Here is a 25,541-nt window from a genome sequence, read left to right on the forward strand (position 1 = left end):
TCTTTCACGATCTCCTTTTGGACCTTGTGTCCGCCCCTTCGCCTGAGGCCGCACAGGCATGCGCCGCTGCGTTTACCCAATTTCGGGGATGGCTTTGGCGCAGGTTAATTACAAAAATAGACATTCAGAAACAATTGGGCGCTCCAGCCGGAGAGCGGGTTTCTCCAAAAAGGCGTCGGATGCTTTCCAAGCGAGTGAGTTCTTACGGGCGCTGCAGCGCCATGGCCGGTGTGATTGTCCTGCTGGCGGCCTGCGGCGGTGGTGGGGGAAGCGGCGGTGGCGCGGGTTTCCTGCCGATCGTCGCGCCGGCACAGCCGCAGCCCGAGCCGGCGCCTCCCGTGGTCGTGACCCACACGGTCGGCGGCACCGTCACTGGCCTCACCGGCAGCCTGGTGCTCCAGAACAATGCGGGCGACGACCTGAAGCTCACGGCCGATGGCAAGTTCACCTTTACCACCGCGCTCGTCGAAGGTGCGGCCTACGAGGTCAGCGTACGCACCCAGCCGCTGTGGCAGTTCTGCACCGTCAGCAAGGGCAGCGGCAAGGCGGCGGCCGACGTCGGCGACGTGGCGGTCGCGTGCTCGGCGGTGCAGGCGCAAGTGTCCACGTTCGCCGGATCGGGTACCACCGGCTCGGTCGATGGCAACGGGACCGCCGCATCGTTCTACCTCCCGTACAGCGTGGTCGTCGGCAAGAGCGGCGGCCTGCTCGTGTCCGACGTAGGAACCAATCTCGTGCGAAAGATCTCGCCTGCCGGCGATGTCTCGATCTTTGCGGGCGGCGGTGCCGGCGGTGGCTCGGGGGATGGCAACGGCACGGCCGCATCGTTCGCGGGGCTGGCCGGTCTTGTGCTGGATGCTGCGGGCAATGCCTACGCAACGGAATTCAACGGCAACCGCATCCGCAAGATCACGCCGGCAGCTGACGTGACCACGTTCGCCGGGAACGGCAACAGCAGTTCGCTCGATGGTCATGGCACTTCCGCCACGTTCAATGCACCTGCGTCGGTCGCTACAGATGCCGCCGGCAACCTCTACGTGACCGAACTCTTCGGCGCCGTCATTCGCAAAATCACGCCTGCTGGCGACGTCACCACGCTGGCCGGTTCGGGTGCGCTGGGTTTCGCCGACGGCACCGGGAGCGCGGCGTCTTTCAATATGGCCTATGGCATCGCGGTCGACGCGGGCGGGACCGTCTACGTTGCCGATGGCGGCAACAACCGCATCCGCAAGATCACGCCCGGTGGCGTGGTCACGACGCTGGCGGGTTCGGGCCAGGCCGGGGCGGCCGACGGGGCCGGCAACTCGGCATCTTTCCACCAGCCGAGCGGCCTGACGGTGGACAGCGACGGCATCATCTACGTGGCCGACACGGGCAACAGCCTGTTGCGCAAGATCACGCCGGCGGGCGTGGTCTCCACGATCGCCGGCCAGCCTGGTGTGCTGGGCGCGCAGAACGGCATCGGCACGGCAGCCACGTTCAAGCAGCCTTATGGGGTGACGGTCGATGCCGCTGGCAATCTGTACGTGGCCGACACCTTCAACAACCTGATCCGCAAGGTCACGCCGGTTCGCACGCCCTGATACCGAGGCATCGCGTCAGCCTCGGTGAGGGCAGGGGCCGCCATGCGACGGCCACGCCACCGAGAATCGGCGCATGCCTCACGCCGTCTCCCTCCTTCGCGCCGCGCGCCTGGCGCGCAGCGCCAAGCCTTTTCTTGCCCGTGGCGGTTTCAAGCGCGAGCGCTGTGCGGGTTGCCGCCTGGTGCCCAGCCATTGCATGTGCGCCGTGCGCCCTCCGGTGGCCACGCGCGCGGGGGTGTGCCTGCTCATGGCCGACATCGAGCCGCTCAAGCCCACCAACACCGGGTGGCTGGTGGCCGATGTGGTGGCCGACACCTTCGCCTTCGGCTGGGCCCGCACCGAGACCGATCCCGCGCTGCTGGCGCTGTTGAACGACCCGCAATGGCAGCCGTATGTGGTGTTCCCGGGGCAGTACGCGGCGCCCGAGCGCGTGGTGCTGAGCGTCGTTCCTTCGTCGGCTGACCCGGCCGATGCAGGCACCGCGAAACGTCCGCTCTTCATCCTGTTCGACGCCACCTGGGGCGAGGCGCGCAAGATGTTTCGCCGCAGCCCCTACCTCGACCGGCTGCCGGTGCTGAGCCTGCAGCCCGAGCAGATCACGCAATACAAACTGCGCAACTCCGGCCGCGGCGACCACTTCTGCACCAGCGAGGTGGCCGCGATGTGCATGGACCTGGCCGGCGAGCAGGCCGCGCAGCAGACGCTGGACGCCTACCTGGGCGTGTTCACGCACCACTACCTGTGCGCGAAGAACCAGCAGCCGGTGGCGTGGGACGGCGTCGCGCACCAGCGGCTGCGCGAGGTGGCCGCGCGGCGCGATCAGGTCGCCTGAGACCTCCTGCGCGGGCCGGCCTCAGCGCAGATCGAACAGCGCCGCCGCGTTGCCCCAGGCGATGCGCTGCGCCACGGCGGGCGGCAGGTCGCCCAGCCAGGTGCGGTAGCCGCGCATGATCTCGTCGTAGGCGCTCCAGCGCTGGTTGACCCAGGTGTCGGAGCCGACCATGAAGCGGTCGGGGTGCTTGAGGATCAGCGCGCGCCACTCGGGGCACAGGCGCCCGTCCTCGCAGGTCAGGCCCGGGCGGTACGAGAGTTCGCCCATCAGCAGTGGGTAGCGCTCCAGCATCGCCTGCACGCGTTCGACCGGCGTGCCGCCGATGCCGGTGTGGGCCCAGATGAGGCGCAGCGCACGGCCCTTCGACGGCGCGTTCGCCATCAGCAGGTCGACGGCCACGTCGTCCACGTGCGCGAGCACGGCGAGCTTTTTCTCTTCGGCCAGTGCGATCAGCTTCTTCGCCACGGGGCCGTTGGCGTTGGCGCTCTCGTACAGGTGGAATTCGCCGAGCCCGCGATAGGGGCCGCTGGCGGTGCCGCGTGCCAGCTCTGCCAGCACCATCTCGTGGATGCTTTCGTCGCGGAACCAGTTGTTGTAGTCGTCGCGGTTGCGGTACAGGCGCACGAAGGGCACCACGGTGACGCCGGCGGCGCGGGTCTCGCGTGCGGCGGCCAAGGTCTGCGTGCCGGCGTTGGGCCGCGAGTTCGCGATGATGGCCTTCACCTGGTTGCGCTGCATGCGCGCGAGCGCCTCGGTGGGCGGGAAGGGGCCGGCGGTGCCGTCCCAGGCTTCCTGGTTGTAGTGCAGGTGGGTGTCGAACAGCGGGCCGTCGTACGGCGCGGCGGTTTGCCCATGGGCTGGGGACAGGACCAGGGCCGCGCAGGCGGCGATGCAGGCAATGAAGCGCATGGGGTTCTCGCGGTGAGGGCCGGGGAGCCGGATTACATCACCCCGGATCACCGCATCGGCACAGCCGCGCCCTTGTCGCCGGGCGCGACCTCGAGGCGATCGCGCGGGCCGGCGTCAGCTGCCGGCCGGGTGCGTCGTCGCCTTGCGGCTGCCATCCAGCGAGTACAGCTGCGGGCGGTCTTCCACCGCGACCGCCACTGCCTCGGTGCCGTGCTCCGCGGCGCGAGGTTGCCGGTACAGCTCGTTCTCGAGCCGCCGGGCACGTTCCGCGTACATGCGGGCGAGGGCGCTGTGATGCTCTGCGGCAGCCTGGTGTTCGATGCGTGCCATCTGCGCCTCTTCGAGCAGTGCCGAGGCACGTTTCAAATAGGCCGTGTGGGTGGGCCGAAACAAGAAGTCGAACATGGTTTCACACTCCTTTCCGCTGCAACAACGGTGCAATCATTGTGAACGAATGGCCTCAAAACGCCATCGATTCCTGTGGCTGCGACGCATCGAAGAAGCGTTCTGTTTCACTTGAGTCAGACAGAATCGGTGGCGAAGAGAGAGGGTTCGATCACCGATGAGCAATGAGGTTCGTTTTTGTCTGGAATACCGGCTTGCCGAAGGCGGGCCCGCGCATGCCGTGCAGACCGCGTGGATGGTCGATTCACCGGCCACGCGTGCGCAGATCGAGGAAATGATTGTCAACGCGCGCGCGATGAATGCCGCGCAGGCGAAGTGGTGGGTGGAGGAGCGCCAGGGCGGCGACGCCCCGCGCTGAAACGGGCCGGCGGGCCTCAGTCGCGCATGTTCGCGAACTTCACCAGCGTTGCGTACTTCGCCGTGTCCTCGCGCATGATCTGGCCGAGGTCTTCCTTGCCCGTGGCGGGAATGGAGCCGCCTTCTTCCAGCCGCCGGCGGATCGCCGGGTCGGCCAGGCCGGCCTGCAGCGCCGCGCGCAGGCTCTGCACGATGGGCGCGGGCAGGTCCTTCGGGCCCGCGAGCGCGAACCAGCCGCTCAGCTCATAGCCCTTCAACTGCGGATGCTCGCCGAGCGCCGGCACCTGCGGCAAGCCGGGAAAGCGCTTGGCCGACGAGACACCCAGCGGCACGATCCGCCCGCCCTGCAGGAAGGGCGCCGCGGCGGTGGGCGACACGATCGCGAAGTCCAGCGTGCCGCCGACCAGGTCGCTCGTGAGCGGCGCGGTGCCGCGGTAGGGAATGTGTGTGAGGAACAGGCCCGCGCGCTGCTTGATCTGCTCGCCCACGAAGTGCAGCGTCGAGCCCACGCCCGAGCTGCCGTAGCTGTACTTGCCGGGGTTGCGCTTGGCCAGGGCGATGAACTCGTCGAGGTTCTTCACGCCCACCTTCGGACTCGCCACCAGCAGCACGGGCGCGAAGGCGAGCAGGCTGACCGGGGTCAGGTCTTTCACCGGGTCGTAGCGCTGCGCCGGGTTCACGAGCACCGTGGCCGCCATTTCGTTGCTGGAGCCGGCTAGCAGCGTGTAGCCGTCGGCCGGGCTGCTCACCGCGCGCTGCGCCGCGACCACGCCCGCGGCGCCGGTCACGTTCTCGACCACCACCGTCGCACCGAGCTTGGCCGACAGGATGTCCGCCGCCACGCGCGCGGCCATGTCGACCGAGCCGCCCGGCGCGTAGCCGACCAGCAGCTTGATGGGTTTGGCGGGGTAGGTACCCTGCGCGAACGCGGGGGCGGCGGCACAGAAGGCGGCGGCGCCAAGCGCGCTCAGTGCCACGCGGCGCGAAACGGAAGAGGAAGCAAGACGGGTCATCGCGGTTCCAGTACGAAAGAGTGGGAAAGGAGAAGGCCCGCTCAGGCCTGCGCGCCCAGGAAGCGCCGCACCAGCTGCACCCAGTAGCTGGCCGCGATCGGCAGGATCGCGTCGTTGAAGTCGTAGCCGGGGTTGTGGACCATGCAGCCGCCGGTGCGGTGGTGCTCGCCTTCGCCGTTGCCCACGATCAGGTAGCTGCCGGGGCAGCGCTCCAGCATGAAGGAGAAGTCTTCGCTGCCCGTGAGCGGCGCCAGCGGCGGCAGCAGGCCGTCGTCGCCCAGCCAGTCGCGCGCGACCTGCCGTGCGAAGCGCGTGGATTCCTCGTCGTTCACCAGCGCGGGGTAGCGCCAGTGGTAGTCCACCTCGGCCTTCACGCCGAGCGTGGCGGCCTGCGCCTGCGCCAGTTCGGTGATGCGCTCGCGCAGCATGGCGCGGATCTCGGGGCGGTAGGCGCGCACCGTGAGGCGCATCTGCACGCTGTCGGCAATCACGTTGGGCGCGTCGCCGCCGTGGATCGCGCCCACCGACACCACCGCCATCTCGCGCGGGTCGACGTTGCGCGACACGATGGTCTGCAGCGCCACGACGATGTGCGCCGCCGCCACCACCGGGTCGGCCGACAGGTGCGGCGCCGAGCCGTGTCCGCCGCGCCCCGTCACGGTGATCGTGACCGAGTCGGACGAGGCCATGAACGAGCCTTCCTTGAAGCCGAACTTGCCCGCCGGAAAGCCGGGCATGTTGTGCAGCGCGAAGATGGCGTCGCAGGGAAAGCGATCGAACAGGCCTTCTTCCACCATGCGGCGCCCGCCGCCCAGGCCTTCCTCGGCCGGCTGGAAGATCAGGTGCAGCGTGCCGTCGAAGCCGCGCTCCTGCGCGATGACGCGCGCGGCGGCCAGCAGGATGCTGGTGTGGCCGTCGTGGCCGCAGGCGTGCATCTTGCCGGGCACCTGGCTGGCGTAGGGCAGGCCGGTCGTTTCCTGGATCGGCAGCGCGTCCATGTCGGCGCGCAGGCCCAGGCGCCGCGTCCCCGTGCCGCATTGCAGCGTGGCGACCACGCCGGTGCCGGCCAGGCCGCGGTGCACCTCGTAGCCCCAGTCGGCCAGGCGCGTGGCCACCAGCTCGCTGGTGACGTGCTCTTCGTAGGCCAGCTCGGGGTGGGCGTGAATCTGGTGGCGCAGGCCGACCATCTCGGGCGCGACCTCGCGCACGGCGGGCAGCACGCTCTCGAGGGCGGCGGCGTTGTCGACGGTGTAGGTCGTCATGGGGGAATCTGTCTCCTTGCTGTCTTGCGGCGAGTCTAGGAATTCGCTGCCCGCCGGGGCAGACAGGCGCCGCCATGCGGGGGCGGGCGGCGCCTGTCGCTGCGGACGGCTGCGGACGGCTGCGGATAATGGGCCGCCATGAAGCTGCACCAGCTCCGCTATCTCGCCGCCGTCGCCTCCGAAGGCAGCATCCGCGCCGCCGCGCGGGCGCTGGGCGTCACCCAGGCCACGGTCACGCAGGGCCTGCGCGAACTGGAGGCGCATGCGCAGGTGGCGCTGTTCACGCGCCATGGCGGCGGCATCGCCTTCACACCGGCCGGGCTGGAGCTGCTCGAACATGCGCAGCGCGTGCTGGCCCAGCTGCGCCAGGCCGAAGACACGCTCTCACGCCACCGCGACACCGGCGCGCAGCAGCGCCTGACCGTGGCCATCACGCCCTGGATCACGCAGACCCTGCTGCCGCGCGTGGTGTCGCTGTTTCGCGAGGAGCTGCCGCACGTGCAGCTCGAGATGTTCGACGGCCTCTCCGCGCTCAGTTACCCGCGGCTGCGCGAAGGCAGCCTGGACCTGCTGATCGGCCGCATCGGCCCCGACGAGGCCATGCAGGGGCTGCAGGCGCAGCCGCTGTTCCGCTACGACATGACGGTGGTGGCGCGCCGCGGCCATCCGCGGGCCGGCGCGCAGTCGATGGCCGAGCTGCTGCAGGACGACTGGGTGCTCAACTTCACGCCGGGCGAGGGCGCGAGTTTTCTCGACAACCTGTTCCGCCAGCACGGCTTGGCCGCGCCCGTGCAGCGCATCCAGCTGGCCCATTCACCGTCGATGATGCTGGGCCTCGTGCGCAAGACCGACATGCTCACTTTCTGCCCCTGGCCGCTGGTGGAAACCGAGAGCCTGCGCCATGCGCTCGTGACCTTGCAGCTGCGCGAGCGCTTCCACAGCAACGTCGTGGGCATCGTGCGCCGCGCGCAGGAGGCGCCGTCGCACGCGGCGGCGCGCTTCATCGCTCACTTCCTGGCACAGCTGCCGGCGTGGCAGGCCTCGGACGATCCCGAGCTGCGGCGGGTGCTGCACTCGGTGGATTTCATCGAGGCGGCGCCTCACCCGTGATAGTCGCTCCACGACATGCGCACCATGCCCGGCGGCGTGGGCGCGCCGGCTGAGGCCAGCGTCACCGGCGGATCGTCGTCCACGCGGCTCTTGGCGCGCGAGTCCCAGTCGTCGAGAAAGACCTGCTGGTAGTACTGCGCCACTTCTTCGTTGTGGATGATCAGCCCGGCGTCGCGGTTGCGCAGCACGCCGTCGCCCGACCAGTTGGTGCTGCTCACCAGCACCGCCTGGCCGTCCACGATGATGCCCTTGTTGTGGATGCTGCCCTGGACGCGGAACACGTCCTGGTTGCAGCCCGCCTCGACCAGCTTGCGGATGTTGTCGGCCGCGCTGGTGCTGCCCAGGATGATGCGCAGGTCGAGGTCCGGCTCGGTGCTGCGCTGTGCGAGCTTGCGCAGCAGCGCGCGAAAGTCCGCGTCCTTGTCGGCATCGCTCCAGGTGATGTAGGCGAACTGCAGGTACAGCGAAGTCTGTGCGCTGTCGATGAGGGCGTTGATGTGCGGCAGGTAGTTGTCCGGCGTGAGCACGGGCTGGACCTTCACCGTGGTCTTCACCGTCGGCAGCCGCGCGGGTTCGACCGGCACCACCGGCCCCGCGAAGGCCACGGCCTGTTCCAGCAGGTGGTCCAGCGGCACGAACACGTCGGGCAACGTGAGCTTGGGCGCCACGTCCAGCGCCGCGTCGGCCGCGCCGTCGGCTTCTTCCTTCTCGGAGGCCTTGAGGTCGTGCAGGATGTACTTCTCGAAGACCTTCGAGAGCACGGCGTCGTTGCAGATCACGTGCCACTCGCGGTTGCCCTTGCTGAACATGCCCTTGGCCTGCGCGGGCGTGGCCACGGGGTCGATGTCGGGCTGGCTGCGTTTGCTCCAGTTGCCGCTCGAGAGCCAGAAGGCCTTGTGGTCGCGCACCGCCACTTTCTCGTGGTACGCGCTGGCGAAGCGGCGGCCCTTGCCGCACTGCACGAGCCAGGCCCTGAAGTCGGCCTCCTGCTGCAGCTTGCGCAGCTTCTTGCGGATGACCTGTTCTTCCTTCGTCATGCCGTCGTCCCAGCTCAGCGCCGCCGCGATGCCGCCGTCGCGCACGAGGTCGATGAAGACCTGGGCGACGTGGTCGGCGTTGAAGTCGTACATCGCCACCGACAGCGAACGCGTCGTGCCTTCGAGAAAAGGCCGCAGCACCGGCCACCCCGCATCGGGGCCGACGTGGCACAGGAAGGGCTGCTTCACGTTGTAGACCTTGTCGATGGGCTGGCCCGCCGGCGGCTTGTAGACGAGGCCGACGGCGGCTTCGGCGAGTGCGTTCACCGTGTCCTCGAAGTCCGCACTGGCGGCCAGCTGCCGCGCGGGGTCGGCCTGCATCACGCAGACGCGGTAGGGGCCGAGCTGCCGGGGCGCGCGCTCGGCCACGGGAACCTCCGACAACGGGCGCTTGCGGTCGACCAGCACGATCACGGCGGGCTCGCGCAGGAAGCGGCCGTCGACCAGCGGAAAGCCCGGCTCCGCCGCCACGTAGCCGGGCAGGGCGGCCAACTGCGCCTGGTGGGTGGCGATCACCGACCGGACCGCCGCGCGCGCGGCATCGTCGAGCACTTTCATGGGTGTTCCTTGGGGTGGGTTGTGGGGCACGGGTGTGCGGGCGCCTGCCGGCATGGCATGCGCGAAGGCAGCGACCCGGGTGGGTCGCTTGTCAGGGGAATCAGGAGATGTTGGGCAGCCGGCGCGACAGCTCGACCGACTCGACGGCCGGATCGGCCTCGAGCTGCTGGAGCTTGTCGAGCGGGATCTCGGCCGAGAACAGGCCCGGCGAGATGTCGGCACGCGCGGCGATGTAGTCCGGGCGCTCGGCGCCCTCGCACAGCTTGACCAGCACGACGACGCGCTCGCCCGACACCGGCGCGGGGGCGGCCGAAAAGTCGAGCTTCTTGAGCGAGCGCAAATCGATGGGCATGAGAGGGCAGATGGGGGCGAAAGCACAGATTACACCCCCCGTTCGGGTTCGGCACAACCGCACCGGGCGTGGGGGTCATGGGTAGCTTGTCAGATCGCGCCGCTGCCGGCGCGGCCGTCGCCGCGCTGCGGGTCCCAGCCGGCCGGCCTGCCGCCGGGCTTGACGCCCGCCTTCAGCCTGGCGCGGATGTCGGCGATGGTCAGCTTCTTTCCAGCTTTGTGGGCCTTGGCCAGCATCAGCGCGACCAGCCCCGTCACCGCCGGTGCCGCCATGCTGGTGCCCGACTTCTTCACCATGCCGTCCTTCGTGCGCGACTGCGCGGCCTTCACCTGCACGCCGGGCGCGCTGACCTCGGGCTTGGGCCGACCGTCGCGCGTCGGGCCGGCGCTCGAGAAGCTGGCGGCGGGCTCGCCCGTCTTGCGGGCGTCGTAGGCGCCGACCACGATCGACAGTTTTCCCGTCGACAGCGAGCCCAGCAGGTGCGACTTCACCGGCTGGCCGAAGTACGACTGGCCGCTGTCCAGGCGCTCGAGCCAGGCATGGAACGGCACGTCGTCGGCGGCCAGGGCGTGCAGCCGCACCTTGAACTCGCCGTCGGGCCAGTTGGGTGCGAGCCAGATGCCGATCACGTTGTCCTTGTTGTTCGGGTCGGTGATGCGGCTGCTGAGGAACGCGGCGATCTCGCCGTTGCCTGCACCGAGCGGAAAGTTTTCTCCCGGTGCGACGCTCGCCAGCACCTGGCCGTCGGGGCCCAGCAGCTCGGCACGCAGGCGCTGGCTGCCGCCGTACCAGAGCTCGAACTCGCCGCCCTTGCCGTTGACCAGGGTCCACGACACATCGAGGTGCCCGTTGCCGGGCACCGTGCCCGCCGTGTGCGTGTTGTCTTCCTGCGAATTGCCGGCCGCCAGCACGATCGCGCGGTTGGGCTTTTGCGACACGAGCGCGTCGAAGCCCTGCTCGACCAGCGAGGTGCCGTCGTGCGGGCCGCCGTTGGTGCCCAGGCTCAGGTTGACGACGCAGGGCCTGTCGCCGGCGCGGTCGAAGATGAACTTCACCGCCTCGAGCATCTGCACCGAATCGCCGAAGGAGCTGAACACCGCGTTGTGGCCGGTCCAGGCGATGTCGCGGGCCGACATCTCGACGAAGATCAGGTCGGCCTTCGGTGCCACGCCGGGTTGCAGCGACCCCCGGCCGTTGCCGCCGGCGATGTCCATCACATGCGTGCCGTGCGAACCCGGGCTGCCCGGCATGCCCGCACCGGGGTCGTAGCCCAGCGCCTTGTACGGGTCGGCCTTCTTCAGCGCCTTGTCGATGTCCGCCGCCTCGAAGAGCCGGCCGTAGCCGTAGGGGCTGTTGGCCTTGGCCGGCGCGCCTTGCTGCCACAGCGCCAGCAGGCGCGTCTTGCCGTTGGCCTTGACGAAGTTCTGGTGCGCGAAGTCGCCGCCCGAATCGACCACGCCGATCACCACGCCGGCGCCGCCCGCCGTGCCGGCGAGCGCGGGGTTGTCGGCCTGCACGCCCATCGACGCGATGGTGTTGTTCAGCGCCGGCAGCACCGGCTGCGAGGCCTTCATGCTGAGCACGGCCGGATGCTGGCGGATGGCCTCGGCCTTGCCCAGCGGAATGCGGCCCGTGACGAGCGCCGTGCCGTCGTCGGCGGTGCCGATGTCGGAGCCCGCATCGACGTCGGGAATGTCGGCCCACTCGGCATGGCTGGTGACGCGCGCCACCACCGGCACCGAATCGCCATCGGCGGACGAGATGGGCATGCTCTGCTTGCCCGCGCGGCGGTTCATCACCGCCAGCTGCAGGCGCGGGTCCATCGAGGTCTCGACGTCCATCGGCAGGCGTTGCAGCTGCGCGAGCCCGAAGGTCGACACCGGCGAGAGCCGCGTGCACAGCGCGTCGGCCGTGCCGGCGAGCGCGGCGGTGAGGGCGGGGGAGGCTTCGCCCGGCAGGTGGCCCGCGGCGGGCGCGTCGGCGTGGGCCGACTGCGCCACCATCGCGGCGGCCATCTCCGGCGGCAGGTCGACCCAGCTGTTGAGCAGCTTGATCTGCCCGGTCACGTGCAGCCGCACGCTGCCCGACGACAGCGCCGGCGTCAGCACCCCGTGCGGCATCCTGGGGACTTTCGTATCAGCGGGCGAGGGCTTCTTCGCGGCGACGCGCTTCTTGGCTGGGGCCATCGGTCGGATCTCCATGCGCAGGGGGACGGGTGGGTACCGCGAGGTGTAGCAGATTGCCGTGTCATCTGTCACCCCGGCTTGGGCAAGGAGGCGGTCAGAATCGCCGCATGAAAGTGGTGTTCAAGCTTCTGCTCGCGTACCTGGTGGCGAGCCTGCTGTCGACCGGCCTTGCGCTGGTTCTTTTTCCGCTGCACGCGCATGTGCCCGCGGTGGTGGTGCTGCTTGCGTTTCCGCTGGTGCCGTGGACCTTGCTTGGCAACCTCGCGAGCGAGGGATTCAGGCCCCGGGAGGTGGGGCCGCTGCTGGTGTTCGTGCTGGCGTTCGGCGGCGTGGCCTGGCTGATGTTGCGCGCGTCATCGAAGGCCGCGCAGCGATAGCAACGCCGGGCTCACTTCGCGCCGATCTCGAAGACATCGCCGTTCGTCGGCGTCGCGTTCTCGTGGTAGATGTCGTAGAGGTATTGCGCGAGGTCGGCCGGCGCCACGTCCGGAGGAATTGCGAGCTGGGCGAGGCCCAGTTTTCCGTCGGCACCGACCCAGTGGCTGCGCCAGCGGGCGTCGGTCATTTCGACGCGCAGGGTGCGGCCGAACACGTTGAAGAGGTGGCGCATCGTCTGGGCTCCGGGCATGCACGAAAAGAGGTGAGGGGACAGCCACTGTAGCGCCCTCGTCGTATGCACAATGGGCCGAGTCGCCCGTCACATCCACTCCAGAGTCCGCATGGCAGACCTCAACGTACGCAAGACCTACGAAGCGGCCGTGGCCGAGCTGGGGCCTGCCGCTGCGCGGATGCTGGCCGACGGTGTGAGTGAAGAACAGGTGGCGCGCTGGATCTTCGCGCAGCGGGACGATCTCAAGCTGCACTACCGCGCGCTGACGCCCTCGCACGAGCTGCAGGCCCTCGAAGCCAGGTCGCACAGCCGCTACGGCAACACGCTGGGCCCGTCGATCGAGCAGCTGCGAAGCGCGGGAAAATCGTGGCGGGACATCATCGATTCGGCGGCGCGGCCGGGGAACCACTACCGCCAAGGCGATTGATCGCTACTCGGCGCTGCGCCAGCGGCCCGAGCTCGCGCAGACCTCGGCCGGTTCGCCGTTCACCCAAACCTGTTCTTCACCGAGCCGCGACGCGGTGGCCGGATCGACATCGAAGCCGACGCCGAGCAGCCGCGCCACCTGCGCGTCTTCGATCGACAGCTCCCAGGTCAGGAACAGCTGCGTGCGATCGAGCGAAGACGGGAAGTCGGCCGCGTCGAAGCCGTGGTCGCTGCCGCGCGGCACGACCGCGTGGGGCTGGCCCGTGTCGAACAGCAGGGCCGTGCCCCGCGTGAGCGCGATGCGATGGCCCGTGACGGGAAAGTGCACGTCCAGGCCCTTGTCCTCGCTGAGAAAGAGATTGCAGAACGCCGCGCCGCCGTACTGCGCGCCGTCGTGGTGGTAGCGCGCGCCGCGGCAGGCCATCAGGGCGACGTCGCTGGCCGGCAGCAGCGACACGGGCAGGCCCAGCGTGCCGAGCCAGCCGGACATCGCCTGCACGCACTGCGCATAGTCGGGCCAGCGCGTGCGTGCGCGGGCCAGCGGCATCGGTTCGACATCGCCGGGTTCGAGCGGCACGTTCGTGGCGATCTCCCGCTGCCAGTCGGCCACGAGGCGCGCCGGGGGCTCGGGCACGTCGAGCAGGGCCGCGTGCACGATGCCGCTCACGCTGCGGCTGCGCAGCGTGTCACCGTGCCAGAAATAGGAGGTCAGCAGGTCGTGCATGCGAGGGCTTTCAAGGCACGGAGGGTACACGCGGCGCGGCGCCGGGCACCGGGGAGCGACGGCCGATGCGGCATACTCCCACCCCCTCCCAACTCGCCAGAATTCCGCTGAATGGACAAGGAAGTCGACCCCTCCGTGCTCGCCGCCATCGATGAGATGCGGCTCTCCGGACCGCGCCTCACGCCGGTCGAAATCGTCGCCAAGATGGGGGTGTTCGACGCACGCGACAAGCCGTTCGAGCACGCCTGGCTCGCCACCGGCGACAACGTCATCGCCACCATCTGGGGCGAGTACGTGAGCGTCGCGGCCGGTGGCCGCTGGTTCTACCTGGAATCGCTCGACGCCCAGCGCCGCCCCGGCGGCGGCGTGCGCAGCGCCCAGCAGGCGCAGCGCGCCAAGGACCGCCTGGCCCTGCTCAAGCGCACCTTCGACGCCGGCCAGGGCTTCCGCGCCGTGCTGCAGACCAACCGCGTCGCCATTGCCGAGCTCGAGAGCAACAAGAGCGCCAAGGTGTCGACCCGCGTGCGCGACGACGCCGAATGGCACGTCGCGAGCTGGGAACCCGAGCAGCAGCTCGCCGTGCTGGTGCGCGGTGCGCGCGGCTGGGTGCCGACCGAGGCCGACATCACGGCCGCCAAGGCCCGTGGCGGCGTGCCGGCGGCCGACGACGCAGACGCGGCCCCGGCCGGCCCGACCACGACGGACGCCGTCCAGGCCGCCGCCATGGCCTATGTCATGGGCCACTTCAAGGGCTACGGCTACAACGCGGAAGACGTCACCAGCAAGGCGCTGGGCTACGACATCGAGGTGTCGAACGCCAAGGGCGCGATGCTGCTCAAGGTGGTCGTGAAGGGCACCGCCCCGGCGCTGCCGACCTTCGCGCTCACGCCCGACGAAAGCATGTGCGCCGTGCGCGAGCCGCTGTGGCGCCTGCTGGTGGTGGCCGACGCGGGCAGCGCGACGGCGGCGCACAAGATCTACAAGCCGACCGAAGTGGACCAGGCGCCGGGCTTCCAGCGCAAGGCCTGACGGGCCTCCCAGGCCACGCCGCGGCTGCACCAGTGCGCCGCGGGCGTTTCCAAATTCTTACAACTGAGCCCCCGGAAACCCGTCGTTTCCAACGGTAAAGTTCCGCCGTCCGGCGCGAACAGTTCGTGCCTTCGCCCCTCTGTTCGCCCCCTTTCATGTCCAACCTCATCGTGCACGGCGGTACGCCCCTTCGCGGCCGCATCATTCCCTCCGCCAACAAGAACGCGGTGCTGCCGGTGCTGTGCGCCACCTTGCTCACCGGCGAACCGCTGCGGCTGCACGGGGTGCCCGACATCACCGACGTGCGCAAGATCCTCGACATCTTCCGCACGCTGGGCAGCGAGGTCCGCATGGACCACGAGAGCGGCACGCTCGAGCTGCACCACCGCGCCACCACCTTCGATGCGGCGCTCCACCGCCTGCCCGAGGAAATGCGCTCGTCGATCATGCTGGTGCCGCCGCTGCTGGCGCGCTTCGGCGTGGCGCGGCTGGAAGACAACGTCAAGGGCTGCACGCTGGGCGTGCGCGAGATCGATCCGCACGTGGAGGTGTTCCAGCGCTTCGGCGGCCAGGTGGAGCGCACCGAGGGCTCGCTGCTGGTGTACGCCCCCGGCCGCCTTACGCCCACCGACCACTGGCTGGACTACGCCTCGGTGACGACCACCGAGAACTTCGTGCTGTGCGCGGCCGCCGCGGGCGGCACCTCGACGCTCACCAACGCGGCCTCGGAGCCGCACGTGCAGGAGTTCTGCCGCTTCATGGCCATGATCGGCGTGCGCATCGAGGGCATGGGCACCTCGCGGCTCACGGTGCATGGCGGCGGCACGCTGGGCGGCGGCGAGTTCCGCTTCGACGAAGACTTCCACGAGATCACCACCTTCCTGGCGCTGGGCGCGATCACGGGCGGCGACGTCGTGGTGCGCAACAGCGCGCCGGGCAACTTTCCGCTCATCGACCGCACCTTTGCCAAGTTCGGCGTGCAGATCGAGCATGCCGACGGCTGGTCGCGCGCCATCCGCAGCGGCCCGCTGAAGGTGCAGACGCCGTTCACCAGCAACGTGCTCACCAAGGTGGAAGCCGCGCCGTGGCCGTACTTCCCGGTCGACCTGCTGCCGATCTTCATTGCGCTGGGCGTGCGCGCGCAGGGCAACGCGATGTTCTGGAACAAGGTGTACGACGGCGCATTGGGCTGGACCGGCGAGCTGTCGAAGTTCGGCGCGCACGTGTTCTCGTCCGACCCGCACCGGCTCATCACCTTCGGCGGCCACGCGCTCACGCCGGCGGTGGTCGAGAGCCCCTACATCATCCGCGTGGCGATCGCGCTGTTCATGGTGGCCGCGAGCATCGAGGGCAAGTCCGAGATCCGCAACGCCACGCCGATCCGGCGCGCGCATCCGCGCTTCGTGGAAAACCTGCGCAGCCTGGGCGTACAGGTGGAGTGGACCAGCGAGGAGTGAGCCTGCGGCGGGCTGCGCGCTGCTGCTGCTGCTGCTGACCTGTCCCGCTGCCCGATGACCCCGCGGGCGCCGCGCTCAACGGCTTGGCCGGACAATGCCGTGCATTCGACACACGGACACAGGAGCGCACCCCGAATGACGACGTTGCAACAGATCCTCGGCACCGAACTTCCATTGATCCAGGCGCCGATGGCCGGCGCGCAGGCCAGCGCGATGGCGATCGCGGTGTGCAACGAAGGCGCGCTGGGGTCGCTGCCGTGCGCGATGCTCGGCCCCGACGCGATGCGCAGCGAACTCGCGGCGATCCGCGCGGGCACCGACAAGCCCTTCAACGTCAACTTCTTCGCCCACACCCCGCCCACGCCGGACGAGGCACGCGAGGCCGCCTGGCGCGCCGCGCTGGGGCCGTACTACGCCGAGTTCGGCATCGACCCCGCGGGCATCCCGACCGGCCCCGGGCGCAACCCCTTCAGCGCCGAGGTGGCCGACCTGCTGGCCGAGTTCAAGCCGCCGGTGGTGAGCTTCCATTTCGGGCTGCCGCCCGAGCCGCTGCTGGCGAAGGTGCGCGGCTGGGGCGCGAAGGTGCTGGTTTCGGCCACCACCGTCGATGAAGCGCTGTGGCTCGAGGCAAAGGGCGTCGACGCGGTCATCGCGCAGGGGCTGGAGGCCGGCGGGCACCGCGGCCATTTCCTGTCGCACGACCTGACGAAGCAGCTCGGTACCTTCGCGTTGCTGCCGCAGCTGGTGCGCGCATTGAAGGTGCCGGTGATCGCGGCGGGCGGCATCGCGGATGCCGACGGCGTGGCCGCGGCCATGGCGCTGGGCGCGGCCGGCGTGCAGGTCGGCACGGCCTACCTGCTGACGCCCGAGGCCATGACCAGCGCGCTGCACCGCGCGGCGCTGAAGAGCGAGGCCGCGCGCCACACGGCGCTCACCAACCTGTTCACCGGCCGGCCGGCGCGCGGCATCGTCAACCGCGTGATGCGCGAGCTGGGGTCCATCGGTCCGGCGCCGGAATTTCCGCTCGCCACCTCGGGCATCGCGCCGCTGCGCGCCAAGGCCGAGGCGCAGGGCAGCGGCGATTTTTCTCCGCTGTGGTCGGGGCAGAACGCCACCGGCTGCCGCGAGGTGTCCTCGGCCGAGGTCACGCGGGCGCTGGCCAAGGGCTTTCGTTGAGCCGCGCCGTCCGTCATTTTTTCGAGACCCTTCCGACCCATGACATCGCTCCATCTGCCCCTGCAGTTCCTGCACCACCCCGCGCCCTCGGGCGGCCCTGAACCCTGGCTGCTCGTGCTGATGCACGGCGTGGGCAGCAACGAGCAGGACCTGTTCGGCCTGGCGCGCATGATGCCGCCGCAGTTCCACGTGCTGAGCCTGCGCGCGCCGTATGTGCTGTCGCCCGGTTCCTACGCGTGGTTCGAGTTCCAGGTGCTGGCCGACGGCGGGCGCCGCATCGACGAAGAACAGGAGCGGGAAAGCCGCTTCCTCATCGGCGAGATGGTCACGTCGGCGTCGCAGCAGCTGGGCATTCCGCCCGAGCGCGTGGTGGTCGGCGGCTTCAGCCAGGGCGGGATCATGTCGCTGTCGCTGCTGCTCACGCAGCCCGAGAAGCTGCGTGCCGCGCTGGTGTGGCACAGCCGGCTGCTGCCCGAGGTGGTGCCGCACATCGCACCGCCCGAGGCCTTCGCGGGCAAGGCGCTGTGGGTGAGCCACGGCAGCGCCGACAACGTGATTCCGCCGAGCGCCGCGCAGGCCACGCGCGAGCTGGCGCGCGGGCTGCCGCTGGCGCTGTCGGGCTCGGACTTCCCGGGCGCGCACGAGATCCGCCCGGCCGAGCTGCAGGGCACGCTGGCGTGGCTGCAGGCGCTCAGCGCGCCAACAGCCGCGCCCTGACCATCGCTTCCATCTCGTCGACCCAGGCATCCCCCGCCGCATCGTCGGGCTGCACCAGCAGCCGGTAGCGGCGCCCGCCCCAGGCGGCGGTCAGCAGCGCCTGCACGGTGGCGGGCGAGGGCGCCGGCTGCAGGTCGCGGCAGGCGGCGAAGGCCTGCGTCCAGCGCGCGAGCAGCTCGTCGTACACGCGCCGGTGGTGCTTGGGCTCGGCCACACGGTGCTCGAGCATCAGCATCTCGTGGTCGAAGGCGGGCAAGCCGTCGATGCGCGTGTCGCAGGTGAGGCGCACGAGGCGCTGCGTGCGCTCGCGCCAGTCGATGTCCGGTGGCGCAATCACCTCTTCGTCGAGCCGCGCGAGCAGCGCCTCGACGCAGTGGCGCACATAGCCCGAGAGCAGGGCTTCCTTGTCGGGAAAGTAGTCGTAGAAGGTGCCGACGGCGATGCCGGTTTCGAGGGCCACGGCGCGCGTGGTCACGCCCTCCCAGCCCTGCGCGCGCCAAATCCGAACAAAGGCGTCGTAGATGGCCTGCACGGTGAACTTGCCGCGCGCCTGCGTGGGGCGTTTCAGGGGCTTGGAGCGGGGTGCGGCGGGCATGGACCGGGTTTCCGAACCCGCGACGAAGCGGGCCGTCCTACAGTTTGCGAATGAACAACGCATTCACTTTAACCCGCCTCGAAACGCGCAAGAACGCACTCGGAACCACCCGCATCGTCACTTCGGAAGACGCCGGCAGCCTGCAGCCGGGCGAGGTGCTGATGCAGATCGAGCGCTTCTCGCTCACCACCAACAACATCACCTACGCGGCCTTCGGCGATGCGGTGATGAAGTACTGGCAGTTCTTTCCCACCGGCGACGCCGACTGGGGCCACATGCCGGCCTGGGGCTTTGCCGACGTGGTGGCCTCGAATGTCGAAGGCGTGGCGGTGGGCGAGCGCTTCTACGGCTACTTTCCCATTGCCAGCCACCTGCGCATGCAGCCGGTGCGCGTGACGCCGCGCGGCTTCTACGACGGCGCGGCGCACCGCAGCGAACTGGTGTCGGCCTACAACCAGTACATGCGCTGCAGCCACGATGCGGGCTACGTCGCCGCGCTGGAGGACTACCAGATGCTGGTGCGTCCGCTGTTCATCACCTCGTTCATGCTGGCTGACTTTCTCGAAGACAACGCCTTCTTCGGTGCAACGCAGGTCGTGGTGTCCAGCGCGTCGAGCAAGACCGCGTTCGGCACCGCCTTCTGCCTCGGCCGCCGCGAGGGCCTGCAGCTGATCGCGGCCACCTCGGAAGGCAACCGCGCCTTCGTCGAAGCGCTGGGCTGCTACGACCGCACGGTGGCCTACGGCGAGATCGCCACGCTCGCGGCCGACGTGCCCACGCTGTACGTCGACTTCGCGGGCCACGACGACCTGCGCGCCACCGTGCACCACCACTTCGGTGAATCGCTGGTGTACGACTGCTATGCGGGCTCGGCGCAGAAGACCGAATTCCTCGGCGACACCAGCGCGCTGCCCGGCCCCACGCCGAAGCTCTACTTCGCGCCCGTGCAGATCCGCAAGCGCAATGCCGACTGGGGCCCGCAGGAGGTCAATCGCCGCTTCAACGACGCGCAGGGCCGCTTCATCGCGGAGCTGAGCCGCCCGGGCAACCGCTGGATGACGCTGGCGCAGGGCCGCGGCTTCGCGCATGCGCAGGCCGTGATCGCCGACCTGCACGCGGGCCGCGTCGATCCGCGCGAGGCGCATGTGGTGCGCATCGGCGGCGAATGAGGGGTTGAGCGACTGAACTTCGGCGCGGGTGGGGCGTCACAGGGGGTTACGAGAACGTGGCGATCGTGCGGGCCGTGCAGGCCATCCTGGTGCACCATTGCCTTTCGTCTCCCCACTGCCATCCCGCAAAAGGAAACCGCCCATGTCCGACGCCGACTCCCCCCGCGACACCCCTGAATTCCGACCCCGCAAGGAAGCGCCGATGGGCACCATCGTCGGCCTGGCGCTGGTCGTGCTGGTGGCGGCTTATTTCGGCTGGCGCTGGTACCAGCAGCAGCAACTGGCGCCGTTGCCGACCGCGCCCGTGGCCGTCGCCCCGAACGACGCGCCCCCCGAGCCGCCCAAGGTGGAAGAGCCGAAGGGCCCGCAGAACCCGGTCGAGGCGCTGGCCCCGCCCGATGCCGCGTTGCCCGCACTGGCCAGTTCCGATGCGCGCGTGATGAAGGCGCTCACCGAGCTGCTGGGCGGCAAGGCCGTGGCGGCCTACCTGCAGTCCGACGGCGTGGTGCGGCGCTTCGTCGCCACGGTCGACAACCTGCCGCGCGAGCAGGCACCCGCCAGCAAGTGGCCCGTGCAGCCCGCGCCGCAGCGCTTCATCACCGACGGGCCGCAGCAGGGCGGCGTGCAGACCATCGCGGCGAACAACGCCGCGCGCTACAACGGCATCGTGATGCTGGCCGGGGCGGTCGATCCGGCCAAGGCGGCGGCGGTGTATGCGCGGCTGTACCCGCTGTTCCAGCAGGCGTACGAAGAGCTGGGCTATCCGGGCCGCTATTTCAACGACCGCTTCATCGCCGTCATCGACCACCTGCTGCAGGCGCCCGAGCCCACGGGGCCGGTGCAGGTGAAGCTGGTCGAGGTGAAGGGCGACATTCCCTCGCAGCGGCCCTGGGTGCGCTACGAATACGCCGATCCGAAGCTCGAATCGCTCTCGGCCGGCCAGAAGATCCTGGTGCGCATGGGGCCCGAGAACGAGCGCAAGATGAAGGCCAGCCTGCGCGGGCTGCGCGCGCAGATCGCCACCGGCGAGATCGCGAAGAAGAAGCAGCCCTGAGGCGCGATGCACTGACAGCGCCCCGCCTGCACGCCCTGTAGGCGCGGGCCGATTGCATGCGGCGCGAAGGGTCGAGATGATTTGCGCCTACGACTTCGAGGGCAAGCCATGAACCTGATGAGCGTCGATCTTTACCAGAGCACCACCGACCCCGGGAAATTCCTGGCGCTTCCCGCCGGCACCGACCCGACCGAACTCATGGGCCCGATGACCTTCGATCGGGACTACGCGCACATCAAGCGCTACCAGGCGGCCTTCGCCTTCGATCCGTCCGAAACCTACGCGGGTGTGAACGCCGCGAAGATCGCCGCGGACCTGCTCACCGTGAAGTGGGCGATGTACCAGCGCGAAGGCTGAACGGCGGGCGGCTTGCGCCGCCGCGCCTTCGTCAGGCCTCTTCGGTTTCCTGGTACTCGCCCACCGGCACGCAGCTGCAGAACAGGTTGCGGTCGCCGTAGACGTTGTCGACGCGCCCGATCGGCGGCCAGTACTTGGCCTGCTTGAGTTCGGCCAGCGGGAACGCGCCGAGTTCGCGCGAGTACGGGTGGCTCCACTCCGTGCCCAGCAGGCTGGCGGCGGTGTGCGGCGCGTGCTTGAGCGGGTTGTCGTCCTTCGACCAGACGCCTTCTTCCACGCGGCGGATCTCGCCGCGGATGGCGATCATCGCGTCGACGAAGCGGTCGAGCTCGGCCAGCGGTTCGCTTTCGGTGGGCTCCACCATCAGCGTGCCGGGCACGGGGAAGCTCAGCGTGGGCGCGTGGAAGCCGTAGTCGATGAGGCGCTTGGCCACGTCCTCGGCGGTGACGCCGCTGGTGTCCTTGAGCGGGCGCAGGTCGAGGATGCACTCGTGCGCGACGTGGCCGTTGGGGCTCGCGTACAGCGTGGGGTAGTGGTCCTTCAGGCGGGCGCTGATGTAGTTGGCGCTCAGGATGGCCGTTTCGGTCGCGGCCTGCAGGCCCTTGGCGCCCATCATGCGGCAGTACATCCAGCTGATCGGCAGCACGGCCGCATTGCCCAGCGGCGCGGCCGACACGGCGCCCACGCCGTTCGACGGCACGCCGGCCGTGGCATGGCCCGGCAGGTAGGGCACGAGGTCCTCGACCACGCAGACCGGGCCGACGCCCGGGCCGCCGCCGCCGTGCGGGATGCAGAAGGTCTTGTGCAGGTTCAGGTGGCTCACGTCGCCGCCGAACTCGCCCGGCGCGGCCACGCCGACCAGCGCGTTCATGTTGGCGCCATCGACGTACACGCGGCCGCCATGTTCATGCACGAGCTCGCACAGTTCCTTCACGCGGGTCTCGAACACACCGTGCGTGCTGGGGTAGGTGATCATCACGGCGGCCAGGTGGGCGCTGTGCTTTTCGCAGGCGCGCTTCAGGTCGTCCATGTCGACGTTGCCTTGCGCGTCGCAGGCCGTCACCACCACCTGCAGGCCCACCATCTGGGCGCTGGCCGGGTTGGTGCCGTGGGCCGACGAAGGAATCAGGCAGATGTTGCGGTGGCCCTGGCCCTTGGCTTCATGGAAGGACTTGATGGCCAGCAGGCCCGCGTACTCGCCTTGCGAGCCCGCGTTGGGCTGCAGGCTGATGCCCGCGTAGCCGGTGGCCTCGCACAGCCAGGCGCGCAGCTGCGCGTCGAGCTGGGCGTAGCCCTGCAGCTGATCGGCGGGCGCGAAGGGGTGGATGTTGGCGAACTCGGGCCAGGTGATGGGGATCATCTCGCTGGTCGCGTTGAGCTTCATGGTGCAGCTGCCCAGTGGGATCATGCTGCGGTCGAGCGCGAGGTCCTTGTCCGACAGGCTGCGGATGTAGCGCAGCATCGCCGTTTCGCTCTTGTGGGTGTTGAACACCGGGTGCGCGAGGAAGGCGCTGGTGCGGCGCAGGTCCTCGGGAATCAGCGGCGTGGTGCTGGCGGCCAGCTCGTCGAATCGCGGCATCGCGGTGCCGGCGGGCACGAACAGGGCCCACAGGGTTTCGATGTCGGCGCGCGTGGTGGTTTCGTCCAGCGAGATGCCCAGGTGCTGCTGCAGGCGCTGGCGCAGGTTGACGCCGCCGGCCTGCGCGCGCTCGATGATCGCGGCCGTGTCGTCGCCGGTGCGGATCGTGAGCGAATCGAAGGCGGTGGTGTTCACCGGCTCGCGGCCCATCTGCGACAGGCCCTTGGCGAGGATGGCGGTGAGCACGGCCACGCGCTGCGCGATGCGCGTGAGGCCGTCGGGGCCGTGGTACACGGCGTACATGCTGGCGACCACGGCCGGCAGCACCTGCGCGGTGCAGATGTTCGAGGTGGCCTTCTCGCGGCGGATGTGCTGCTCGCGCGTCTGCAGCGCGAGGCGGTAGGCCGGCTGGCCATGCGTGTCGACGCTCACGCCGACGAGGCGGCCGGGCAGCGAGCGCTTGAACGAATCGCGGCAGGCCAGGTAGGCGGCGTGCGGGCCGCCGTTGCACAGCGGCATGCCGAAGCGCTGCGTGGTGCCGCAGACGATGTCGGCATCGAACTCGCCGGGAGCGACCAGCAGCGTCAGCGCCAGCAGGTCGGCCGCGACGATGAAGGCGGCGTCGCACTGGTGCGCGTGGCCGGCGAGCGGGCGCAGGTCGTGCACGTGGCCGGTGGTGGCCGGGTACTGCGCGAGCACGCCGAAGAACTCGCCGCTCACCATCAGGTGCGGCAGCGTTTCCGACACGGTGCTCACCTTGACCTCGATGCCCAGCGGCGCGGCGCGCGTCTTGATGACTTCGATGGTCTGCGGATGGCAGTCGCCCGACACGAGGAACACGTTGCTCTTGCTCTTCACGCTGCGCTTGGCGAGCGTCATGGCCTCGGCGGCGGCCGTGGCTTCGTCGAGCATCGAGGCGTTGGCGATGGCCATGCCCGTGAGGTCGCACACCATCGTCTGGAAGTTGAGCAGGGCTTCCATGCGGCCCTGCGAAATCTCGGCCTGGTAGGGCGTGTAGGCGGTGTACCAGGCGGGGTTCTCCAGGATGTTGCGCAGGATCACGCCCGGCGTGTGCGTGCCGTAGTAGCCCTGGCCGATGAAGCTCTTGAACACCTTGTTCTTCGACGCCAGCGCCTTCAGCTCGGCCAGCGCGTCGGCCTCCGTGACCGGCGCGGGCAGGCGCATCGGCCGGGCACGGCGGATGGCCGCCGGCACGATGCCGTCGATGAGCTCCGCGCGCGTTTCGGAGCCGATCACCGGCAGCATGCGCGCCTCGTCCGCCGCATCGATGCCGATGTGGCGGGCGAGGAATTCTTCGGCGTTCTCTAGTTCTTGCAAAGAGGGAAGGGCGGGAATCGGCATGGCGGTGAAGGCTCGGGGGAGAAGGAACGAAGGTGCGAAGAAGCTGCTGTTCAGCGGATCAGGATTCGGCGGCGAACTTGTCGTAGCTGGCGGCGTCGAGCAGGGCGTCGAGCTGCGCGGGCTCGCTCAGCTTGACCTTGAAGAACCAGCCGGCGGCCAGCGGGTCGCTGTTGGCCAGCGACGGGTCGGCGCGCAGCGCTTCGTTCACTTCGGTGATCTCGCCCGACACGGGCATGAACACATCGGCGGCGGCCTTCACCGACTCGACCACACCGGCGACCTCGCCTTGCGCGAAGGTCTTGCCCACTTCAGGCAGGTCGACGAACACCACGTCGCCCAGCGCGTCCTGCGCATGCACGGTGATGCCGACGGTGGCGGCGCCGCCTTCGGCCGCCACCCATTCGTGGTCCTTGGTGTATTTGATGCTCATGAAAAAACTCCTCGTGGAAAAAATGGAATCGGGGTGCAGAGCCTAGCCGGGTCTGCGGTGTTCAGTGTCGGTCAGCCGCGGTAGTAGCGCGTCGGCACGAAAGGCATCGTTGACACCTCCATCGGCACCGGCTTGCCGCGCACGATGGCCTGCACGCGCGTGCCGGGCTCGGCGAAGGCGGCGGCCACGTAGCCCATGGCCACGCAGCGGTCGGCCGTGGGGCCGAGCAGGCCGCTGGTGACGGCGCCGATGTCGTGCCCTTCGAGCGACTGCAGCAGCGTGCCGTCGCGCACCGGAATGCGTTCCAGTGCCACGAGGCCGACGCGCTTGCGCGTGAGTGTCTTGTGGTCGGTATGGCCGGCCGCGCCCGAGGCGACGGCGGCCAGCTGGGCCAGCACCTTGGCCGCGCCCGGAAAACCGCCTTCGCGCGCACCGCCGGCGCGGCGCACCTTCTGGATCGCCCAGTTGAGCGAGGCTTCGACCGGGGTCGTGGTGGTGTCGATGTCGTTGCCGTACAGGCACAGGCCGGCTTCGAGCCGCAGCGAGTTGCGCGCGCCCAGGCCGACGGGCTTCACTTCGGGCTGCGCGAGCAGCAGGCGGGCGAGGGCGTCGGCGTCTTTTGCGGCCACCGAGATTTCGAAGCCGTCTTCACCGGTGTAGCCGCTGCGGGTGACAAAGGCGGCGATGCCGCCGATCTGCACCGCGCCGCCGGTCATGAACACGAAGCGCTCGATGCCGGGCGACAGGCGCGCCAGCGTGGCGGCGGCCTGCGGACCCTGCAGCGCCAGCAGCGCGTGGTCGGGCAGGGGCTGCACCTGGCAGCGCGCGCCGATCCTGGCCTGGATGTGGGCGATGTCGGCCACCTTGCAGGCGCCGTTCACGATCACGAAGAGCGAACCGCTGCCTTCGTTGAAGAACATCAGGTCGTCGAGGATGCCGCCCTCGTCGTTCAGCAGCAGGCCGTAGCGCTGCTTGCCGGCGGGCAGATCGACCACGTCGACGGGCATCAGGGTTTCGAACGCGGCGGCGGCGTCGGGGCCGACCAGGCGCAGCTGGCCCATGTGCGAGATGTCGAACAGGCCGGCCGCATTGCGCGTGTGCTTGTGCTCGGCCATGAGGCCGGCGGGGTACTGCACGGGCATCGAATAGCCGGCGAAGGGCACCATGCGGGCGCCCAACTCGACGTGGAGGTCGTACAGCGGGGTCTTGAGAAGTTGGGCGTTGGAAGCGGAGGAAGCAGCCACGGGGTACT

Annotated in this window: 26 protein-coding genes; 13 read left to right on the plus strand and 13 right to left on the minus strand. The window is 69.5% G+C overall.

Annotated features, from left to right (window positions below; all coding sequences use genetic code 11):
* Window positions 1-221 precede the first annotated feature (221 nt).
* Window positions 222-1,583: an NHL repeat-containing protein gene (locus AC07O4_RS11305; RefSeq protein WP_495304561.1), complete on the plus strand. Its 1,362-nt coding sequence runs from the start codon at window positions 222-224 to the stop codon at window positions 1,581-1,583.
* Between the two features lie 73 nt (window positions 1,584-1,656).
* Window positions 1,657-2,415, plus strand: coding sequence for a tRNA-uridine aminocarboxypropyltransferase (locus AC07O4_RS11310; RefSeq protein ID WP_495304562.1), 759 nt, complete (start codon window positions 1,657-1,659; stop codon window positions 2,413-2,415).
* A 21-nt stretch (window positions 2,416-2,436) separates the two neighbouring features.
* On the opposite strand, the gene AC07O4_RS11315 is transcribed toward AC07O4_RS11310, so the two are convergent.
* On the minus strand, window positions 2,437-3,324 hold the full coding sequence (locus tag AC07O4_RS11315; protein WP_495304563.1) for an amidohydrolase family protein: 888 nt from the start codon (window positions 3,322-3,324) through the stop codon (window positions 2,437-2,439).
* A 114-nt stretch (window positions 3,325-3,438) separates the two neighbouring features.
* A complete protein-coding gene (locus tag AC07O4_RS11320; RefSeq protein WP_062474377.1) occupies window positions 3,439-3,729 on the minus strand; it encodes a hypothetical protein in 291 nt (96 codons plus the stop codon).
* 157 nt (window positions 3,730-3,886) lie between these two features.
* Between AC07O4_RS11320 and AC07O4_RS11325 the strand changes: the two genes are divergently transcribed.
* On the plus strand, window positions 3,887-4,087 hold the full coding sequence (locus AC07O4_RS11325) for a hypothetical protein (RefSeq protein ID WP_062474379.1): 201 nt from the start codon (window positions 3,887-3,889) through the stop codon (window positions 4,085-4,087).
* A 16-nt stretch (window positions 4,088-4,103) separates the two neighbouring features.
* Here AC07O4_RS11325 and AC07O4_RS11330 read toward each other — a convergent pair whose 3' ends face one another.
* Together AC07O4_RS11330 and AC07O4_RS11335 are read right to left on the minus strand one after the other, a co-directional pair.
* Window positions 4,104-5,099, minus strand: coding sequence for a Bug family tripartite tricarboxylate transporter substrate binding protein (locus AC07O4_RS11330; RefSeq protein WP_495304564.1), 996 nt, complete (start codon window positions 5,097-5,099; stop codon window positions 4,104-4,106).
* Window positions 5,100-5,140: 41 nt separating this feature from the next.
* Window positions 5,141-6,361, minus strand: a complete 1,221-nt coding sequence (locus AC07O4_RS11335) for a M20 aminoacylase family protein (protein WP_495304565.1) — start codon at window positions 6,359-6,361, stop codon at window positions 5,141-5,143.
* A 138-nt stretch (window positions 6,362-6,499) separates the two neighbouring features.
* Here AC07O4_RS11335 and AC07O4_RS11340 point away from each other — a divergent pair, with 138 nt between their 5' ends.
* The gene (locus AC07O4_RS11340) at window positions 6,500-7,471 is read left to right on the plus strand and encodes a LysR family transcriptional regulator (RefSeq protein ID WP_307694040.1); all 972 of its coding nucleotides are present in this window, start codon (window positions 6,500-6,502) and stop codon (window positions 7,469-7,471) included.
* On the opposite strand, the gene AC07O4_RS11345 is transcribed toward AC07O4_RS11340, so the two are convergent.
* From AC07O4_RS11345 to AC07O4_RS11355, 3 genes are all read right to left on the minus strand, one after another.
* On the minus strand, window positions 7,462-9,066 hold the full coding sequence (locus tag AC07O4_RS11345; protein WP_495304566.1) for a phospholipase D-like domain-containing protein: 1,605 nt from the start codon (window positions 9,064-9,066) through the stop codon (window positions 7,462-7,464). The two genes, AC07O4_RS11340 and AC07O4_RS11345, sit on opposite strands and share 10 nt — an antisense overlap.
* Window positions 9,067-9,166: 100 nt before the next feature.
* Window positions 9,167-9,418 (minus strand): cell division protein FtsQ/DivIB, encoded by a 252-nt coding sequence (locus tag AC07O4_RS11350; RefSeq protein WP_070095020.1) that lies wholly within the window; start codon window positions 9,416-9,418, stop codon window positions 9,167-9,169.
* Window positions 9,419-9,507: 89 nt separating this feature from the next.
* The gene (locus AC07O4_RS11355) at window positions 9,508-11,604 is read right to left on the minus strand and encodes a S8 family serine peptidase (protein WP_495304567.1); all 2,097 of its coding nucleotides are present in this window, start codon (window positions 11,602-11,604) and stop codon (window positions 9,508-9,510) included.
* A gap of 107 nt (window positions 11,605-11,711) precedes the next feature.
* On the opposite strand from AC07O4_RS11355, the gene AC07O4_RS11360 reads away from it, so the two are divergent.
* Window positions 11,712-11,981: a hypothetical protein gene (locus AC07O4_RS11360; protein ID WP_495304568.1), complete on the plus strand. Its 270-nt coding sequence runs from the start codon at window positions 11,712-11,714 to the stop codon at window positions 11,979-11,981.
* Between the two features lie 11 nt (window positions 11,982-11,992).
* Here AC07O4_RS11360 and AC07O4_RS11365 read toward each other — a convergent pair whose 3' ends face one another.
* Complete coding sequence (locus tag AC07O4_RS11365; protein ID WP_143599026.1) at window positions 11,993-12,214, minus strand: DUF7661 family protein; 222 nt, start codon at window positions 12,212-12,214, stop codon at window positions 11,993-11,995.
* 109 nt (window positions 12,215-12,323) lie between these two features.
* Here AC07O4_RS11365 and AC07O4_RS11370 point away from each other — a divergent pair, with 109 nt between their 5' ends.
* Window positions 12,324-12,641: a hemagglutinin gene (locus tag AC07O4_RS11370; protein WP_354346455.1), complete on the plus strand. Its 318-nt coding sequence runs from the start codon at window positions 12,324-12,326 to the stop codon at window positions 12,639-12,641.
* Window positions 12,642-12,644: 3 nt separating this feature from the next.
* Here the strand turns inward: AC07O4_RS11370 and AC07O4_RS11375 are convergent, their stop codons facing one another.
* Window positions 12,645-13,364, minus strand: a complete 720-nt coding sequence (locus AC07O4_RS11375; RefSeq protein WP_495304569.1) for a hypothetical protein — start codon at window positions 13,362-13,364, stop codon at window positions 12,645-12,647.
* Window positions 13,365-13,475: 111 nt separating this feature from the next.
* Here AC07O4_RS11375 and AC07O4_RS11380 point away from each other — a divergent pair, with 111 nt between their 5' ends.
* The 4 genes from AC07O4_RS11380 (at window position 13,476) to AC07O4_RS11395 (ending at window position 17,743) form a co-directional block, all read left to right on the plus strand.
* Window positions 13,476-14,393 carry a protein NO VEIN domain-containing protein gene (locus AC07O4_RS11380; RefSeq protein ID WP_070059389.1) on the plus strand — a complete coding sequence of 306 codons (918 nt, stop codon included), beginning with the start codon at window positions 13,476-13,478 and terminating at the stop codon, window positions 14,391-14,393.
* Between the two features lie 155 nt (window positions 14,394-14,548).
* Window positions 14,549-15,850: a UDP-N-acetylglucosamine 1-carboxyvinyltransferase gene (locus AC07O4_RS11385; RefSeq protein WP_390344806.1), complete on the plus strand. Its 1,302-nt coding sequence runs from the start codon at window positions 14,549-14,551 to the stop codon at window positions 15,848-15,850.
* 135 nt (window positions 15,851-15,985) lie between these two features.
* A complete protein-coding gene (locus AC07O4_RS11390; protein ID WP_495273016.1) occupies window positions 15,986-17,026 on the plus strand; it encodes an NAD(P)H-dependent flavin oxidoreductase in 1,041 nt (346 codons plus the stop codon).
* Between the two features lie 39 nt (window positions 17,027-17,065).
* On the plus strand, window positions 17,066-17,743 hold the full coding sequence (locus AC07O4_RS11395; RefSeq protein ID WP_070059384.1) for an alpha/beta hydrolase: 678 nt from the start codon (window positions 17,066-17,068) through the stop codon (window positions 17,741-17,743).
* On the opposite strand, the gene AC07O4_RS11400 is transcribed toward AC07O4_RS11395, so the two are convergent.
* Window positions 17,718-18,338, minus strand: coding sequence for a TetR/AcrR family transcriptional regulator (locus AC07O4_RS11400; protein WP_495304570.1), 621 nt, complete (start codon window positions 18,336-18,338; stop codon window positions 17,718-17,720). The genes AC07O4_RS11395 and AC07O4_RS11400 overlap by 26 nt on opposite strands.
* Window positions 18,339-18,388: 50 nt before the next feature.
* Here AC07O4_RS11400 and AC07O4_RS11405 point away from each other — a divergent pair, with 50 nt between their 5' ends.
* The 3 genes from AC07O4_RS11405 to AC07O4_RS11415 all read left to right on the plus strand — a co-directional run bounded on the left by AC07O4_RS11405 (window position 18,389) and on the right by AC07O4_RS11415 (window position 20,918).
* Window positions 18,389-19,507, plus strand: coding sequence for a DUF2855 family protein (locus AC07O4_RS11405; RefSeq protein WP_495304571.1), 1,119 nt, complete (start codon window positions 18,389-18,391; stop codon window positions 19,505-19,507).
* Between the two features lie 142 nt (window positions 19,508-19,649).
* A complete protein-coding gene (locus AC07O4_RS11410) occupies window positions 19,650-20,561 on the plus strand; it encodes a DUF3014 domain-containing protein (protein ID WP_495268121.1) in 912 nt (303 codons plus the stop codon).
* 108 nt (window positions 20,562-20,669) lie between these two features.
* Window positions 20,670-20,918 (plus strand): hypothetical protein, encoded by a 249-nt coding sequence (locus AC07O4_RS11415; RefSeq protein WP_095744869.1) that lies wholly within the window; start codon window positions 20,670-20,672, stop codon window positions 20,916-20,918.
* A gap of 31 nt (window positions 20,919-20,949) precedes the next feature.
* On the opposite strand, the gene gcvP is transcribed toward AC07O4_RS11415, so the two are convergent.
* From gcvP to gcvT, 3 genes are all read right to left on the minus strand, one after another.
* Window positions 20,950-23,859, minus strand: coding sequence for an aminomethyl-transferring glycine dehydrogenase (gcvP, locus tag AC07O4_RS11420; RefSeq protein WP_495304572.1), 2,910 nt, complete (start codon window positions 23,857-23,859; stop codon window positions 20,950-20,952).
* A gap of 58 nt (window positions 23,860-23,917) precedes the next feature.
* Complete coding sequence (gene gcvH / locus AC07O4_RS11425; RefSeq protein WP_062474411.1) at window positions 23,918-24,289, minus strand: glycine cleavage system protein GcvH; 372 nt, start codon at window positions 24,287-24,289, stop codon at window positions 23,918-23,920.
* 71 nt (window positions 24,290-24,360) lie between these two features.
* Window positions 24,361-25,533 carry a glycine cleavage system aminomethyltransferase GcvT gene (gene gcvT / locus AC07O4_RS11430; RefSeq protein WP_495304573.1) on the minus strand — a complete coding sequence of 391 codons (1,173 nt, stop codon included), beginning with the start codon at window positions 25,531-25,533 and terminating at the stop codon, window positions 24,361-24,363.
* Between the last annotated feature and the right edge of the window lie 8 nt (window positions 25,534-25,541).

Source organism: Variovorax sp. GW821-FHT09D04 (assembly GCF_059416405.1).

What these genes read in the sequence shown, in the direction of transcription:
- AC07O4_RS11340 (WP_307694040.1), top strand. Translation starts at nt 6,500, where the DNA reads ATGAAGCTGCACCAGCTCCGCTATCTCGCCGCCGTCGCCTCCGAAGGC.
- AC07O4_RS11375 (WP_495304569.1), bottom strand. Translation starts at nt 13,364, where the DNA reads ATGCACGACCTGCTGACCTCCTATTTCTGGCACGGTGACACGCTGCGC.
- AC07O4_RS11305 (WP_495304561.1), top strand. Translation starts at nt 222, where the DNA reads ATGGCCGGTGTGATTGTCCTGCTGGCGGCCTGCGGCGGTGGTGGGGGA.
- AC07O4_RS11365 (WP_143599026.1), bottom strand. Translation starts at nt 12,214, where the DNA reads ATGCGCCACCTCTTCAACGTGTTCGGCCGCACCCTGCGCGTCGAAATG.
- AC07O4_RS11330 (WP_495304564.1), bottom strand. Translation starts at nt 5,099, where the DNA reads ATGACCCGTCTTGCTTCCTCTTCCGTTTCGCGCCGCGTGGCACTGAGC.
- AC07O4_RS11335 (WP_495304565.1), bottom strand. Translation starts at nt 6,361, where the DNA reads ATGACGACCTACACCGTCGACAACGCCGCCGCCCTCGAGAGCGTGCTG.
- AC07O4_RS11380 (WP_070059389.1), top strand. Translation starts at nt 13,476, where the DNA reads ATGGACAAGGAAGTCGACCCCTCCGTGCTCGCCGCCATCGATGAGATG.
- AC07O4_RS11390 (WP_495273016.1), top strand. Translation starts at nt 15,986, where the DNA reads ATGACGACGTTGCAACAGATCCTCGGCACCGAACTTCCATTGATCCAG.
- AC07O4_RS11350 (WP_070095020.1), bottom strand. Translation starts at nt 9,418, where the DNA reads ATGCCCATCGATTTGCGCTCGCTCAAGAAGCTCGACTTTTCGGCCGCC.
- AC07O4_RS11325 (WP_062474379.1), top strand. Translation starts at nt 3,887, where the DNA reads ATGAGCAATGAGGTTCGTTTTTGTCTGGAATACCGGCTTGCCGAAGGC.
- AC07O4_RS11310 (WP_495304562.1), top strand. Translation starts at nt 1,657, where the DNA reads ATGCCTCACGCCGTCTCCCTCCTTCGCGCCGCGCGCCTGGCGCGCAGC.
- AC07O4_RS11405 (WP_495304571.1), top strand. Translation starts at nt 18,389, where the DNA reads ATGAACAACGCATTCACTTTAACCCGCCTCGAAACGCGCAAGAACGCA.
- AC07O4_RS11345 (WP_495304566.1), bottom strand. Translation starts at nt 9,066, where the DNA reads ATGAAAGTGCTCGACGATGCCGCGCGCGCGGCGGTCCGGTCGGTGATC.
- AC07O4_RS11355 (WP_495304567.1), bottom strand. Translation starts at nt 11,604, where the DNA reads ATGGCCCCAGCCAAGAAGCGCGTCGCCGCGAAGAAGCCCTCGCCCGCT.
- AC07O4_RS11370 (WP_354346455.1), top strand. Translation starts at nt 12,324, where the DNA reads ATGGCAGACCTCAACGTACGCAAGACCTACGAAGCGGCCGTGGCCGAG.
- AC07O4_RS11415 (WP_095744869.1), top strand. Translation starts at nt 20,670, where the DNA reads ATGAACCTGATGAGCGTCGATCTTTACCAGAGCACCACCGACCCCGGG.
- AC07O4_RS11410 (WP_495268121.1), top strand. Translation starts at nt 19,650, where the DNA reads ATGTCCGACGCCGACTCCCCCCGCGACACCCCTGAATTCCGACCCCGC.
- gcvH (WP_062474411.1), bottom strand. Translation starts at nt 24,289, where the DNA reads ATGAGCATCAAATACACCAAGGACCACGAATGGGTGGCGGCCGAAGGC.
- AC07O4_RS11360 (WP_495304568.1), top strand. Translation starts at nt 11,712, where the DNA reads ATGAAAGTGGTGTTCAAGCTTCTGCTCGCGTACCTGGTGGCGAGCCTG.
- gcvP (WP_495304572.1), bottom strand. Translation starts at nt 23,859, where the DNA reads ATGCCGATTCCCGCCCTTCCCTCTTTGCAAGAACTAGAGAACGCCGAA.
- AC07O4_RS11395 (WP_070059384.1), top strand. Translation starts at nt 17,066, where the DNA reads ATGACATCGCTCCATCTGCCCCTGCAGTTCCTGCACCACCCCGCGCCC.
- AC07O4_RS11385 (WP_390344806.1), top strand. Translation starts at nt 14,549, where the DNA reads ATGTCCAACCTCATCGTGCACGGCGGTACGCCCCTTCGCGGCCGCATC.
- AC07O4_RS11400 (WP_495304570.1), bottom strand. Translation starts at nt 18,338, where the DNA reads ATGCCCGCCGCACCCCGCTCCAAGCCCCTGAAACGCCCCACGCAGGCG.
- AC07O4_RS11315 (WP_495304563.1), bottom strand. Translation starts at nt 3,324, where the DNA reads ATGCGCTTCATTGCCTGCATCGCCGCCTGCGCGGCCCTGGTCCTGTCC.
- AC07O4_RS11320 (WP_062474377.1), bottom strand. Translation starts at nt 3,729, where the DNA reads ATGTTCGACTTCTTGTTTCGGCCCACCCACACGGCCTATTTGAAACGT.